A 12,804-nucleotide genomic window follows, 5' to 3' on the forward strand; every position below is an offset into this window, starting at 1 on the left:
TCAGTGGAGGGCGGGCGGCGGACCGGGCAGGTGCGTTGCGGAGGGATCGGCAGGCGCTGCGGCGTCAACGGCCGGCTCGCCCGACGCGCGGCGCGCGCCGATCGCATCGACCCAGCGCAGAATCGCCGCGACCGTCTCGAACAATTCTTCGGGAATCGGCTGATCGACGCCGACCTTGTACAGCGCCCGCGCAACAGGCGGATTGCCGATGATCGGCACGCCCGCGTCGCGAGCCGCACGGCGCAACTCGGCGGCGTGCTCGTCCATGCCTTTGGCGATCACGCGCGGCAGCGGATGTTCGTCGGGCGCGTAGCGCACGGCCACCGAATAGTGAGTGGGATTGACCACCATCATGTTGGCCATGCCGACTTTCGATTGCGGCGGCGCATTCAGCATTTCGCGCGCGAGGCGCCGCCGTTCGCCCTTGATGCGCGGATCGCCTTCCTGATTCTTGTGCTCGCGTTTGACCTCGTCTTTCGACATCTTCATCTTCTTGAGGAACATGAAGCTTTGCAGCTTGACGTCGGCGGCGCCGACCAGCACGAATACGGCCGCGGCAACCATGAAGAGCTTGATCAGCAGGTCCCAGAACATGCGCGCGAGTTCCGGCAGGGGCTGATACAGCGAGCCGACGATCAGTGGAAAAAGCCACTTGATGGTTTGCCACATCACGCAGAACACGATCACCGCCTTGACGATCATCTTCGCGCACTCGATCAGCGTGCGAACCGAGAAAATCCGCTTGAGGCCCGCCATCGGGCTGACGGCCTTCGGATCGGGCGTGATCGGTTTGGTGGCGATCTGCATGCCGACCTGGCCGATCGAACCGGCGATCGCGGCGAGCGCCGCAATGCAGATGCACGGCACGATCGCCGACAGCGCGAGGCCGCCGATCCTGTAGAACTGCGTCTGCAGATTGGTCAGAGAATGATCGCCGTTCACGAAGCCCGTGGCGATCAGCACCGCTTCGCGCATCGCATCGCTGAAGTGGCTCGCGCCGGCCATCAGCAACAACACGACCGCCGACATCGAGATCGAATCGGTCAAGTCGCTGCTGCGGGACACCTGACCGTCCTTGCGCGCGTCCCGCAGCTTTTTCTGGGTTGGCTCTTCGGTCTTTTCGTCGCTCATGTCGGCTCGGGCGCAATGGGAAGAAGGGCGTGGGCGGGCGGGGCAGGCGGCGGGTTCACGCATCGAGCGCGAGGCAGGCGCCGCTTATTCCGCCTGACGATAGCGCCCGCTGTCTTCGCGCGAGCCCGTCGAAGCGAAGCGGGCGCGCGCATTACGAAGCGGGCGTTCGGCTTCGCATCGCATGCGCTCACTTCGCATCCAGCGGCTTGCCGCCGCGTGCCGGTTGCTATGTTTGCGTCATCCCTTCCGACCGGCTGCAAACGGCCCGGTCGGCCTCAACGCTTCTGTCAGGAGCCCCTCGCCATGACCGTCAGCACGCCGGAATATCTGAACTGCAGCCCCGATGTCGTCGGCGGCCTGATCGAAACCGTGTCGACCGCGTTGCTCAGCAATTTCCCGAAGGTGTCGGCCGACCCGTACGACATCGAACTCGTGCTCGACGCGCTGCGTGTGCTGCGTCCGCGGGTTGCCGAGATCGACACGCTCGACGGCATTTTGCATATGGTGCGCGGCCACTGGGACGACGCTATCCACGTGCTGCGCCAGGTCGGCGAGAACGCGCCGCGCTTCGGCTACGCCAAGGCGCTGCTCGCGTTCTGTCTCTCCGCGAAGGGCGACCCCGACTGGAAGCAATGCGCGAGCGAAGCCATGGAAAACAATCCGACACGCGACACGCAATCGCTGGTTCGCGCGCTCGAAGCGCGCGAAGACCTGCTTAACGCAATGAAGGTGAAGCGCGCCGGCGGCCAGTTCGTCACGCCGAAATCCGTGGAGGCGCTGGCGGAGTTCGACGCGCAAACGACCGGGCATGTCGAGTCCGAAGTCCAGCCGGGCGCTCAGTCCGCGCCGGTCTCGCCCGCGCCGGTCACTGCCGATTACGCGCACCAGTCCTTCCTGCGCGCCTGATTTTCGCCGCCAAGCCGCGACTGGTTTTTCCACCTGTTTCCGGAGCCGCACATGACTGTCAATGCCACCACGACCGCCTTGCAGGCCTCGCTCGAGCAGATGTCGCAAGGCGCGGGCGCCGCGCCGGCCGCGCAGAGCACGCCCGAACTGGCCGACAAGTTCCAGTCGCTGATGCAGAAGGCGCCGATGAGCGCGCCCGCCACGCCGCAGCAGGACGGCACCGCGGTCGCCTCGAAGCTGGTGGCGTCGCAGGACGCCGAGTTGCAGCACACCGTCAACGATGCGCTGCAACTCGCCCAGCAGGCGCCGACCATGACCATGAACGAGATGAGCGCCGGCACGATCCGCATGACGCTCGAACTCGCCAGCACGCAACTCGACCTGGAAGCGAAGATGGGCGTGGTGGATTCGTCGAAGTCGGCGATCGAAACGCTGATGAAGAACCAGTAGCGCACCTGCGCACGCCACCCCGCCGGTGGCGCAGCGCCTGCGCGAACCCTGAGCACTCGATGCGAGACGCCGCCACCATGTTCGACCGCCTGCCGATTCGCCGCCGCGCCACACCGTTCGTCTGCGTGCTCGCGTTATGCGTGCTGCTGAGCGGCTGCAAGAAAGAGCTGTACGGCAACCTGTCCGAGCAGGACGTCAACGAGATGGTGGTCGCGCTGCTGGAGCGCGGCGTGGATGCGTCGAAAGATACGTCGGATGCGGGCAAGACCTGGTCGCTCGACGTCGACGACGCGCAGATGGTGCGTGCGATGGAAGTGCTGCGCGCGCGCGGTCTGCCGCACAACAAGTTCGACGATCTCGGCGCGCTGTTCAAGAAAGACGGTCTGGTGTCGACGCCGACCGAGGAGCGCGTGCGCTTTATCTACGGCACCTCGCAGGAGCTGTCGTCGACCTTGTCGAAGATCGACGGCGTGCTGGTCGCACGCGTGCAGATCGTGTTGCCGAACAACGACCCGCTGGCGCAGACCATCAAGCCTTCGTCGGCGGCGGTGTTCATCAAATATCGGCGTGACTCGGACATTGGCGCGCTGGTGCCGCAGATCAAGACGCTCGTCATGCATAGCGTGGAAGGGCTCACCTACGATCAGGTCAGCGTGACGGCGGTCGCGGCGGACCCGGTCGAATACTCGCAACTGCCGCAGAGCAATGGCATGCCCGCGTGGCTGATGGGTGTGCTCGCCGGCGTGGTCGTGCTCGTCGCGACCGCGCTGCTGGTGCTCGCGCGCCGTGGCGTACTGGCGGGGCGGCCGGGCGGTAGGACGGGCGGCGAAACGGGCGGCAAAACGGGCGGTGCTGCGACGGGGGGGCATGCAACGGGCGAGCCCGCGAGCGGCCGCATGGCTGGATTGCTCGCGCGTTTGCGCCGTCTGCGCCCCGCGAACTGATCCGGCGAAGCGGCTGCGATGAACGCCCCGACCGATTTGCCTTTCATGCGGGTGGCCGCGGCGCTCGACTGCTATCGCCGCAACCTTGCGAGCGTGGCGCGCTGGGCCGATCCGTCCTGGAGCGCCGCCTTGCTCGGCGCCAATGCGGTGCAGTTGCAACACTGGCAGGGCGCGCTCGAGCGTGCCGGCGCAGCCGCCGTCGAAGCCTGTTCCCATGCCCTTGCCGATGCCGCCGGCGTCAGGCCGCCTGCGTTCGCCTCGCTGACCCATGCCGCGCTGAAGCCCTCGCCTGCGGGCACGGCTCAGCCCAATGCGGTGCTGCTCGACGTGCTGCCGGCCGGTCGCTCGCTCCAGGTTCTGCGCATGCGCGCATTGTCGTTCCGGCGCGCCGAGGTGCGCCGTTTGATCGACAAGCGCACGCGATCGCAACTCTCGGAATGGACGGGTGTGGGCATCGACCGCCTCACTCAGGACGCCCATCTCGCCGATGCGCCCGATATCGCACGATTGGCCGCGCGGGCGGCGATGCCGCCGTTGACAGCACTTGATGCCGGCACGCTGGCGGCGGAAGGCTGTGCGTTGCTCCTGCGTGACCTGGGCCGGGTCAACGCAGCAAACGGTGCAGGCAGTGCGAACGACAGCATGCGTGTGGCGTTTCCCTTGCTGAGGCTCGCGTTGCCGCGCGCGCTGCTCACGCCGGCATGGCTCGCGTGCGTGCCCGACGAGCTCGACGCGCCCGGTTCCGCCAGGTTATTCGCGCGTCTATCCGATCTGCTACCGGAGTTTGCATGGCTATTTGGTTGAAGCACGCGCGCTCCGCCTTGGGCGATATCGACGTCTGTGGTTCGTCAGCCCGGGTCGGCGCGGCCGCCGATGTAATTCCCCGCGCGACCTTCGGCGAACTGGTCTCGATCGATGCGGCGTATGCGGCGCTCGCCGCCGATCGCGATGCGCTGCTTGCGAGCGCGCGCGAGGAGGCGGCGAGCATCGTCGACGCGGGGCATGCGCGGGCCGCAGCCATCGCCGAACAGGCGCAACGCGAATACGACACCGCCAGCGAGCAGGGCTATCGCGACGGCTGCGACCGCGCGCTCGCCGACTGGATGCAGCGTCTCGCCGACGTCGCGGACGCGCAGAGCCAGTTGCAGATCCGCATGCGCGAGCGGCTGGCGCAGATCGTCGCGTCGGCGGTCGAGCAGATCGTGCGCGTGGAGCGGCACGAGGCATTGTTCGAGCGCGCGCTCGCCACCGTCGACCGCATCGTGGAAGGCGCGACCTACCTGCGTGTCGCGGTCCACCCCGACGACTATGCCGAGGCCAAGGCCACCTTCGACCGGCTTGCCTCGCGCTGGCGCGATCTCGGTCAGCCCATACCGCTTTCGGTGATGGCGGACAAGCGGCTCGAGCCCGGCAGTTGCGTGTGCGAGTCCGACTTCGGCACCGTCGACGCGAGCCTCGATACGCAATTGCGCGCCATGCGCAGCGCCGTGTCACGTGCGCTGAAACGCTCGGTCGAAGAAGCCGATGCGCAGGGCGAAGAGCGGGCGCGCGGCGATGCGGATAACGACGCCGACGACTACGACAGTCGCGCTGACGGGGAAGCGGCATGAGCACGCCGTGGTTCACCCGGACGATCGATTTCGACCGGCTTACCGACGAGATCGAACGCGAGATTCTTGCTGTTCCGGGCGTGACGCGCACCGGTAAAGTACTGGAAGTGATCGGCACGCTGATCAAGGTGGCCGGTCTCGATCTGTCGCTCGGCGAGTTGTGCGAATTGCGCGCGCCGAACGGCACGTTGCTTCAGCATGCCGAGGTGATCGGCTTCACACGCGAGGTCGCGCTGCTCTCGCCGTTCTCGCGCCTCGAAAACATTTCGCGCTCGACTCAGGTAATCGGTCTCGGCCGCTCGCTCGCCGTGAAAGTCGGCGACATGTTGCTCGGCCGCGTGATCGACAGTCTCGGCGAACCCGTGGATGGCGGCCCGCCGATTCATTCCGACACGCTGCGGCCGATTTTCGCGGCGCCCCCCGATCCGATGAGCCGCCGCATGATCGAGGCGCCGTTGCCGACCGGCGTGCGCGCCGTCGACGCGATGATGACGCTCGCCGAGGGCCAGCGTATGGGCATTTTCGCGCCGGCCGGCGTGGGCAAGAGCACCTTGCTCGGCATGTTCGCGCGCGGCGCTTCGTGCGACGTCAACGTGATCGCGCTGATCGGCGAGCGCGGTCGCGAAGTGCGCGAGTTCGTCGAGCTGATTCTCGGACCCGAGGGCATGGCGCGCTCGGTCGTGGTATGCGCGACCTCGGATCGTTCGTCGATGGAGCGCGCCAAGGCGGCCTACGTCGCGACCGCGATTGCCGAGTACTTTCGTGACCGCGGTCAGCGCGTGCTGCTGATGATGGATTCGCTGACGCGCTTCGCGCGCGCCGGCCGCGAGATCGGTCTTGCGGCCGGCGAGCCGCCCGCAAGACGCGGCTTCCCGCCGTCCATCTTCGCCGAATTGCCGCGCTTGCTGGAACGCGCGGGGATGGGCGAGACCGGCTCGATCACCGCGCTCTACACGGTGCTCGCCGAAGACGACAGCGGCAGCGATCCGATCGCCGAAGAAGTGCGCGGCATTCTCGACGGCCATATGATTCTGTCGCGCGAGATCGCGGCGAAGAACCAGTACCCCGCGATCGACGTGCTCGGCAGTTTGTCGCGCGTCATGCCGCAGGTCGTGCCGGACGGCTACGTGCAGGCTGCGGCACGGATTCGCGAACTGATGGCGAAGCATCGCGAGGTGGAGATGCTGTTGCAGATCGGCGAGTATCAGCCCGGCTCCAATCCGCTCGCCGACGAAGCCATCGGCAAGGCCGATGCGATCAGGGCGTTTCTGTCGCAGCGCACCGACGACTACGCCGCGCCGGGCGACACCGAAGCGCTGCTGTACGAATTGAGCGGGCTCGGCTGATGGCCGCAGGATCGATGGGCATGCAGCAGCGGCGCATCGTCGCGCTCGAGCGATCGTGCACGCGGCGCCGGCGTCTGGACGAAACCTTGCGCGCGACGCTTGCGGCGCAGCGCAATGTGCAACTTCAACTCGAAGCCGCGCGTGATGCCAAGGCCGAGCGACACGCGCACGAGGCCGGCGTGCTGCAGTTCTACCAGCATCGCATGGACGGCATGATGACGGGCAGCGAGCCGTTCTCGCTCGACGATCTGAACAACTGCCGTTTGTATATCGGCGTGGTGAGCGACCGGTTGCGCCTACTCGAAACGGAACTCGCGCAGGCCGAAGCCGCGGTAAAGAGCAATAGCGCCGCGATCGCGCAGACGCAACGCGACATCGCGCTGAATCAAGGCCGCATCGATTTATGCGGCGAGCGGATTCGCGACATTCGCCGCGTTCAGGACAATGCCGCCAGCGACGCGAGCGACGAGGAGGCTGAAGAAACCGCGCTGGCGCGACGTTTTCAGGCGCGCGGAGCGCACCCATGAACGACATCTTTTCCGCGCTGCCGCAACTCGGCACGCTGCTCGTCGGCTACATCACGTTGATCGGCGTGTGCTCGCTGCGCCTGTTCATCGTGATGTTCATCTTCCCGCCGACCGCGGACGGTTTGCTGCAAGGCGTGGTGCGCAATGCCGTGGTGGTGCTGTTCAGCGCCTATGTCGCTTACGGTCAGCCCGTCGCGTTCATGCAATCGCTGCACGGCGTCATGCTGCTGGAAGTGGGGTTGCGTGAAGCGCTGATTGGACTCGTGATCGGCTTTGCGGCCTCGGTCGTGTTCTGGGTCGCGGAGGGCGCGGGCACCTATATCGACGACCTGACCGGCTATAACAACGTGCAGATCACCAATCCCACCCGTCAGGAGCAATCGACGCCGACCGCCACGCTGCTCGGACAGATCGCCGCCGTCGCGTTCTGGGCGCTCGGCGGCATGACCTTTCTGCTCGGCACGCTGTATGAGTCGTATCACTGGTGGCCGATCGTGTCGGCGGGGCCGAACGTGTCGAACATACTCGAATCGTTCGTGCTCACGCAGACCGACACGCTGATGCAAACCATCGCCAAGCTCGCCGCGCCGATGATGTTCATTCTGCTGCTGGTCGATTTCGCCTTCGGCTTTGCCGCGAAGTCCGCCTCGAAGCTCGATCTGATGACACTCAGTCAGCCGGTCAAGGGCGCGGTGACGGTGTTGATGCTGGCGCTATTCGTCGGCATCTTTGTCGACCAGGTGCGCGATCAGGTGACCTTGCGCGGTCTCGAAGCGCAGTTTCGCGTACTGAACGAAAAGACGAAAACGCCGGCCCCTTCGGAGACACCGAACGCATCGAGCACGCCGAACCTTGCGACGCCGTCAGGCAAGCCTTGAGCTTGCGTTGAGAATGCGTGGCGAAACGCGGCTGCGCGGCCGCATCGATGCAAAACTCAAACCTTCTCAAATGCGCCGCAAATATCAGATTAATTGAAACTTCGCTTCAGGCGGCTCGCTACATTGACTCCACTCGACGCATCGCGCATGTCGCCTGCGACGCGTTCCCGCACTCAGAGGAGTCGTCCATGTTCTCGATGCTTTACTTCCCCGTGGTATCCGCGCTCGCGACGCCCGCACCGTCTGCTCACCCGGCATTGTCCAGCCGTTTTCTCGAGACGTTGCTCGACGGCAAGCTGAACGCCGCGAGTCAGCTCGCGAGTCGCTGGGCCGACGAAGCGGGTCACGCCGAATTCGCCCCGCATGCGCTGCAACTGCACGCCGACATGCAACTGATGCTCGGCATCGAAGTCGAGGCCGAGGAGAACTACCGTCGTTCGCAAAAGCTGAGTCGCTCGTCCAAGCATGCCATTCGTACCGCGTCGTGCCGCAACGCCGCCTGGCAGGCGTTTTTCCGGCATCGCCTCGGCACAGCGCTGGCGTGCTTTTCACGTGTGGCCGATGAGCCCGGCATCGAACCGGCGCGCGCCGTGGAAGCGCACTTCGGCATTGTCTGCGTGCTCTACGAACTGGGCCGCACGAGCGAAGCCGCCGACGCCATCGACGATCTCGTCGAACGGGTGGAGCGCGATCTCGACGATGCAGCGGGTCATTGGCATGCATTGCTCGGCACGCTGCGCTTCGACCTCGCCGTGCAGATGGAAGTGCGTAACGCGACGGCGTTGCGCGATCATGTCTACTGGCAATCGGGCTTGTCGAGCGAACGCGTGCCGCGGCCGGGCCGGGGCGCCGATGCAAGCGTGGACAGTCTCGCGCGCGCGGTGTTCGGCGTGCGCTCGCCGCTGCTGCGCGCGCGCATCGACTACCTGCAGCAACTGCGTCTGGCCGCCTGCGCGGATCGTGACGCGATCGGCGCATTGCAGCAGCATCTGCATTGGTCGCGCGAGCAGGGAATCGGCGACTATCAGCGCACGCTGCGCCTTGAGATCGCGCTGGCGACGCTGGCGGGCGCGGCGCCTCATCTGGCCTGCTCGATTCTCGAACCGCTGCATCAGATCGGCCGCAACGGCACCACCGGCCACCGTCAGCTCGAATATCTCTACTGCAGCGCCAAAACGCGCCAGGCCGAAGGCCGCGCGCAGGAGTCGCTGCAACTCTATAGCCGCTATGCGCTCGTGGCCATGCAATGCCTGCGCGAAGATTCGCAAACGCGCGCGCCGTTCCTGCAGCGCGGCGCGAAGGCCTCGCCCCAACTCGACGATGTCGGCGCGCGTCTGCCGGCCAAGTATCGCCGCGCATACAGCTACGTGCTCGACAACCTCGACCGGCGCGATCTGTCGGTCCGCGAAGTAGCGGCCGAGATCGGCGTGACCGAGCGCGCGTTGCAGAGCGCGTTCAAGAATTTCCTCGGCCTGTCGCCGACCGAACTGATCCGGCGCCAACGCATGGAGCGGATTCGCGCGGAACTCACCGACCGGTCGTATTCGAGCGATCGCGGCGTGTTGGGCGCCGCGAGTAAATGGGGCGTGCAAAACCGCTCGACGCTCGTCAACGGTTATCGCAAGCAGTTTCATGAAGCGCCGTCCGAGACGCTCGAGCGATAGCGCCGTCGCGCTTGCGGCTCGGGTTGCTGCTCCGGTTGCTGCTCCGGTTGCTGCTCCGGTTGCGCTGGGGCGCTCGCGGTTTTTCCATCACCCTCACACAGTCGACTCCATGAAATCGAAGACGCTGTTCTGCGCCGCGTGGCTCGCGGCGTCCCTCACGTTGAGCACGCTGCAACCCGCCAGTGCGGCGCCCGTGCGGTGGCGCGGTACGACGGTGCATATCGCCGTCGAAGGCAAGGATCTCAAAGACGTGCTGCGCGATTTCACCGCGAGCCAGGGCGTGGCCGCGTCGATCGCGGGCAATGTTCAGGGCGCGGTGACGGGCCGCTTCGACATGTCGCCGCAGCGCTTTCTCGACACGCTGGCGTCGACGTTCGGTTTCGTCTGGTTCTATGACGGCAGCGTGCTGTCGATCAGCAGCGCCAACGACGTCACCCACCAGGTGATCAAGCTCGATCACGCATCCGCTTCCGATCTGCGAGCAGCGTTGCATACCATGAGTGTCGACGACGCGCGCTTCCCGGTCGTATACGACGAGAGCGCGGGCACGGCGATCGTCAACGGTCCGCCGCAGTATGTGCAGATGGTGAGCGAGATCGCAAAACGCCTCGACGACAATGCGAGCCGCCGCAGCGGCTCGGTGATTCGCGTGTTCAAGCTCAAGCACGCATGGGCCGCCGATCACAAGGTGCAGATCGACGGCAACACGATCACCGTGCCGGGTGTGGCCACCGTGCTGTCGAACATGTATCACGCCAGGCAGGAGAAGGGTGGCGGTCAGTCGCAGACCTCGGTAGCGCCGAACATGCAGCGCGTGCCGGCCATGAACGACGTGGGCGGAGGCAATAGCGGCGGCGGCCAGATGAACCCGCCGTTGCCGCCCAATATGGCCGACGGCCAGGGTGGGGCGCTCGGCGGGCTGGTCGGTAATGCGCAGCCGTCCAACTACGGCAGCACCGGCAACGTCGGCTACGCGAATGCGCCTGGTGCTTCGCAGACGAGCCCGCCGAGCGGCGGCGATCTGACCTTGCCGATCATGCAGCCCGATCCGACCACCAACTCGGTGCTGATCCGCGATACGCCGCAGCGCATCGACCAGTACGCTTCGCTGATCGATCAGCTCGACACGCGGCCCAAGCTGATCGAGATCGAGGCGCACATCATAGAAATCGACGACGACGTGCTCGCGCAAATCGGCGTGGACTGGCGCGCGCATAACAGTCATCTCGACTTCCAGACCGGTACCGGAACGTATCAGCAGAACAGCTACGCGAACGGCTCGATCAACCCGAACTTCGGCACCACGACACTCGCCGACGGCACCACGGTGGTCTCAGCGACACCGGTCGGCGCCTCGATTACCGCCGTGCTCGGCGATGCGGGGCGTTATCTGATGGCGCGCGTCAACGCGTTGCAGACCACCTCGAAGGCAAAGATCGATGCGTCGCCGAAGGTCGCCACGCTCGACAACGTCGAAGCCGTAATGGACAACAAGACCAAGTTCTTCGTGCGTGTGTCCGGTTATACGTCGGCGGATCTGTACAGCGTGTCGACCGGCGTCTCGCTGCGTGTGCTGCCGATGGTCGTGCAGGAGGACGGCCAGATGCGCATCAAGCTCGAAGTGCATATCGAAGACGGTCAGCTCACCGGCCAGCAGGTCGACAACATTCCGGTCATCACCAGCAGCGAGATCAATACGCAGGCCTTTGTCGGCCAGGGCGAGAGCCTGTTGATCGCCGGCTATAGCGTGGACAACAACTCGAACGGCGTGACCGGCGTGCCGGGCTTATCGAAGATTCCGCTGATCGGCGCACTGTTCCGCTACAACAACGATGAGCGCTCGCATATGGAACGCGTCTTTCTGTTGTCGCCGCGAGTGCTGGATCTGTAATCGGAAGGCCGCTGCTGAACGCGGGGGCACGTGCGGCGTCAAGTTCGACGTCGTAAGTGCCCCCACTTGCGATTGGCACACCCGATTTCCTCAGCGGTGGTGTGCGTCCCTTTGCCCGTGCATTAGCGCCGCCGCCCGTTGCTGCCCAGCAGCGCGGCGGGAATCGGGAACGACGTCAAGGCCGACGAAGCCTCGCTTACCGACGATTCGGCACCGCGCGTGCCGATGCCCGCAACCGGGTTCACGATATGCGCGGTGCCGCTGTGCCACATGGCGGCATACTGAGCCCACGGTTGCGCGCTGCGAGCGGCTTCACTGTCTTTTTCGTGGACATCGAGCGTTCGGGAAACGCGCGCGGTTTGCCGGATGCCTTGTCTGTTCCCTTCGTCGCGAGCGATATCGACGACTTCTGTGATCGCCTCGATCGCATCGACGGCCCGCTCGGCCTCGCTGATCACCGGCATGATGGCATCGGCATCCTGCTTGCCGTCGCACAACTCGACGCGATATCCGTGTGCATACATCGTGCGTAGCTGAACGCCTGACGCGCCGTTCAGCCCCAGCTTCTTGCGCAGTTTGTAGATGTGCTGTTCGAGCGTGCGTCCGACGATATCTTCCGTACTGCTCCAGATCGCACCGGCAATCTGCCGGCGGCTCACATATTCACCCGCGCGCGAGAACAGCAGCCAGGCGATGGCGAACTCGCGAACCGTCAGGCGGATTTCGCGTTCGTCCACCAGCACCGTGCCGGTACGCCGGTCCAGCCGGTAAGGGCCGAGTTCGGCCCGATCTTCGGATTGCAACGGCGGCGGCGACTGAAAGCGGCGCAATGCCTGGTAGGTGCGTACTTCGAGTTCTCCCTGGTCGATCGGTGAGAGCACGACGTCGTCGGCGCCGACTTCGAAAGCGCGCTCGATGCTGTCGCGATCGGCAAACGCGCCGATCACGATCAACGGCGCGCGGCGGTCGCCATAGCAGGCTCGCCGTGCGAAGACCGCGCGCGTCGCGTCGATTCCCGTTGCCGCGTCCACAAGAATGGCGTGATAGTCCTCCCGATAGATCGCCCGTGAGAGCGCGACGTCATCGAGGAAGCGGCAGCATTCGATCGTATCGTCGCGAAAGCATTGGCAAATCAGATTGAACAGGCTGCTGCTGGTAGTCATCACGGCGAATTTCAACATGCCCTCCGGGGATTGATGCATAAGGTTGCTTCCCAAACCGCGTTGCTTGTCCCGAAAATTACGGTCCTTAAAATATCAGGGCTGTAACGAATTGTTTCGCCCTGACATGCACTGAAGCAGCATGAAAGATTCGGAATTTGTTTCGCATCGTTTCAATCCGGTCAATAACCGGACAGATCGCGGCTATTAGCCGGGAGATGAACGGCTAAACTAGAATTCGGCATCAATTACCTTATTGCTTGCCTTAATGAGTAAAAGAGACCCGGGCCGCCGGGA

The 12,804-nt window shown here is 65.0% G+C and carries 12 protein-coding genes; 10 read left to right on the plus strand and 2 right to left on the minus strand.

Features of this window, described 5'->3' with window-relative positions; genetic code table 11:
- Positions 1 to 1,131, minus strand: a complete 1,131-nt coding sequence (sctU, locus tag P0D70_RS20380) for a type III secretion system export apparatus subunit SctU (protein ID WP_091792702.1) — start codon at positions 1,129 to 1,131, stop codon at positions 1 to 3.
- Positions 1,132 to 1,434: 303 nt separating this feature from the next.
- Here sctU and P0D70_RS20385 point away from each other — a divergent pair, with 303 nt between their 5' ends.
- The 10 genes from P0D70_RS20385 (at position 1,435) to sctC (ending at position 11,347) form a co-directional block, all read left to right on the plus strand.
- On the plus strand, positions 1,435 to 2,037 hold the full coding sequence (locus P0D70_RS20385; RefSeq protein ID WP_408185806.1) for an HrpB1 family type III secretion system apparatus protein: 603 nt from the start codon (positions 1,435 to 1,437) through the stop codon (positions 2,035 to 2,037).
- Positions 2,038 to 2,088: 51 nt separating this feature from the next.
- Complete coding sequence (locus P0D70_RS20390; RefSeq protein ID WP_408185807.1) at positions 2,089 to 2,487, plus strand: type III secretion protein HrpB2; 399 nt, start codon at positions 2,089 to 2,091, stop codon at positions 2,485 to 2,487.
- A gap of 77 nt (positions 2,488 to 2,564) precedes the next feature.
- Entirely contained in the window at positions 2,565 to 3,431 is an 867-nt protein-coding gene (sctJ, locus tag P0D70_RS20395) for a type III secretion system inner membrane ring lipoprotein SctJ (RefSeq protein ID WP_408185842.1), read from the plus strand.
- 18 nt (positions 3,432 to 3,449) lie between these two features.
- Positions 3,450 to 4,235 (plus strand): type III secretion protein HrpB4, encoded by a 786-nt coding sequence (locus tag P0D70_RS20400; protein ID WP_091792705.1) that lies wholly within the window; start codon positions 3,450 to 3,452, stop codon positions 4,233 to 4,235.
- The gene (gene sctL / locus P0D70_RS20405) at positions 4,220 to 5,041 is read left to right on the plus strand and encodes a type III secretion system stator protein SctL (RefSeq protein ID WP_408185808.1); all 822 of its coding nucleotides are present in this window, start codon (positions 4,220 to 4,222) and stop codon (positions 5,039 to 5,041) included. The genes P0D70_RS20400 and sctL overlap by 16 nt, the downstream gene beginning before the upstream one ends.
- The gene (gene sctN, locus P0D70_RS20410; RefSeq protein WP_408185809.1) at positions 5,038 to 6,387 is read left to right on the plus strand and encodes a type III secretion system ATPase SctN; all 1,350 of its coding nucleotides are present in this window, start codon (positions 5,038 to 5,040) and stop codon (positions 6,385 to 6,387) included. Before sctL ends, sctN begins: the two co-directional genes overlap by 4 nt.
- On the plus strand, positions 6,387 to 6,914 hold the full coding sequence (locus P0D70_RS20415) for a hypothetical protein (protein ID WP_091792708.1): 528 nt from the start codon (positions 6,387 to 6,389) through the stop codon (positions 6,912 to 6,914). The genes sctN and P0D70_RS20415 overlap by 1 nt, the downstream gene beginning before the upstream one ends.
- On the plus strand, positions 6,911 to 7,792 hold the full coding sequence (sctT, locus tag P0D70_RS20420) for a type III secretion system export apparatus subunit SctT (RefSeq protein ID WP_408185810.1): 882 nt from the start codon (positions 6,911 to 6,913) through the stop codon (positions 7,790 to 7,792). The genes P0D70_RS20415 and sctT overlap by 4 nt, the downstream gene beginning before the upstream one ends.
- Before the next feature lie 188 nt (positions 7,793 to 7,980).
- Positions 7,981 to 9,456 carry a helix-turn-helix transcriptional regulator gene (locus P0D70_RS20425; protein WP_408185811.1) on the plus strand — a complete coding sequence of 492 codons (1,476 nt, stop codon included), beginning with the start codon at positions 7,981 to 7,983 and terminating at the stop codon, positions 9,454 to 9,456.
- A gap of 109 nt (positions 9,457 to 9,565) precedes the next feature.
- Positions 9,566 to 11,347, plus strand: coding sequence for a type III secretion system outer membrane ring subunit SctC (sctC, locus tag P0D70_RS20430; RefSeq protein WP_408185812.1), 1,782 nt, complete (start codon positions 9,566 to 9,568; stop codon positions 11,345 to 11,347).
- A 122-nt stretch (positions 11,348 to 11,469) separates the two neighbouring features.
- On the opposite strand, the gene P0D70_RS20435 is transcribed toward sctC, so the two are convergent.
- The gene (locus P0D70_RS20435) at positions 11,470 to 12,528 is read right to left on the minus strand and encodes a response regulator transcription factor (RefSeq protein ID WP_408185813.1); all 1,059 of its coding nucleotides are present in this window, start codon (positions 12,526 to 12,528) and stop codon (positions 11,470 to 11,472) included.
- Between the last annotated feature and the right edge of the window lie 276 nt (positions 12,529 to 12,804).

It is taken from the genome of Paraburkholderia sp. RL17-381-BIF-C, from assembly GCF_046026435.1.
GTDB lineage: Bacteria > Pseudomonadota > Gammaproteobacteria > Burkholderiales > Burkholderiaceae > Paraburkholderia.

What these genes read in the sequence shown, in the direction of transcription:
- sctU (WP_091792702.1), bottom strand. Translation starts at nt 1,131, where the DNA reads ATGAGCGACGAAAAGACCGAAGAGCCAACCCAGAAAAAGCTGCGGGAC.
- P0D70_RS20385 (WP_408185806.1), top strand. Translation starts at nt 1,435, where the DNA reads ATGACCGTCAGCACGCCGGAATATCTGAACTGCAGCCCCGATGTCGTC.
- P0D70_RS20390 (WP_408185807.1), top strand. Translation starts at nt 2,089, where the DNA reads ATGACTGTCAATGCCACCACGACCGCCTTGCAGGCCTCGCTCGAGCAG.
- sctJ (WP_408185842.1), top strand. Translation starts at nt 2,565, where the DNA reads ATGTTCGACCGCCTGCCGATTCGCCGCCGCGCCACACCGTTCGTCTGC.
- P0D70_RS20400 (WP_091792705.1), top strand. Translation starts at nt 3,450, where the DNA reads ATGAACGCCCCGACCGATTTGCCTTTCATGCGGGTGGCCGCGGCGCTC.
- sctL (WP_408185808.1), top strand. Translation starts at nt 4,220, where the DNA reads ATGGCTATTTGGTTGAAGCACGCGCGCTCCGCCTTGGGCGATATCGAC.
- sctN (WP_408185809.1), top strand. Translation starts at nt 5,038, where the DNA reads ATGAGCACGCCGTGGTTCACCCGGACGATCGATTTCGACCGGCTTACC.
- P0D70_RS20415 (WP_091792708.1), top strand. Translation starts at nt 6,387, where the DNA reads ATGGCCGCAGGATCGATGGGCATGCAGCAGCGGCGCATCGTCGCGCTC.
- sctT (WP_408185810.1), top strand. Translation starts at nt 6,911, where the DNA reads ATGAACGACATCTTTTCCGCGCTGCCGCAACTCGGCACGCTGCTCGTC.
- P0D70_RS20425 (WP_408185811.1), top strand. Translation starts at nt 7,981, where the DNA reads ATGTTCTCGATGCTTTACTTCCCCGTGGTATCCGCGCTCGCGACGCCC.
- sctC (WP_408185812.1), top strand. Translation starts at nt 9,566, where the DNA reads ATGAAATCGAAGACGCTGTTCTGCGCCGCGTGGCTCGCGGCGTCCCTC.
- P0D70_RS20435 (WP_408185813.1), bottom strand. Translation starts at nt 12,528, where the DNA reads ATGTTGAAATTCGCCGTGATGACTACCAGCAGCAGCCTGTTCAATCTG.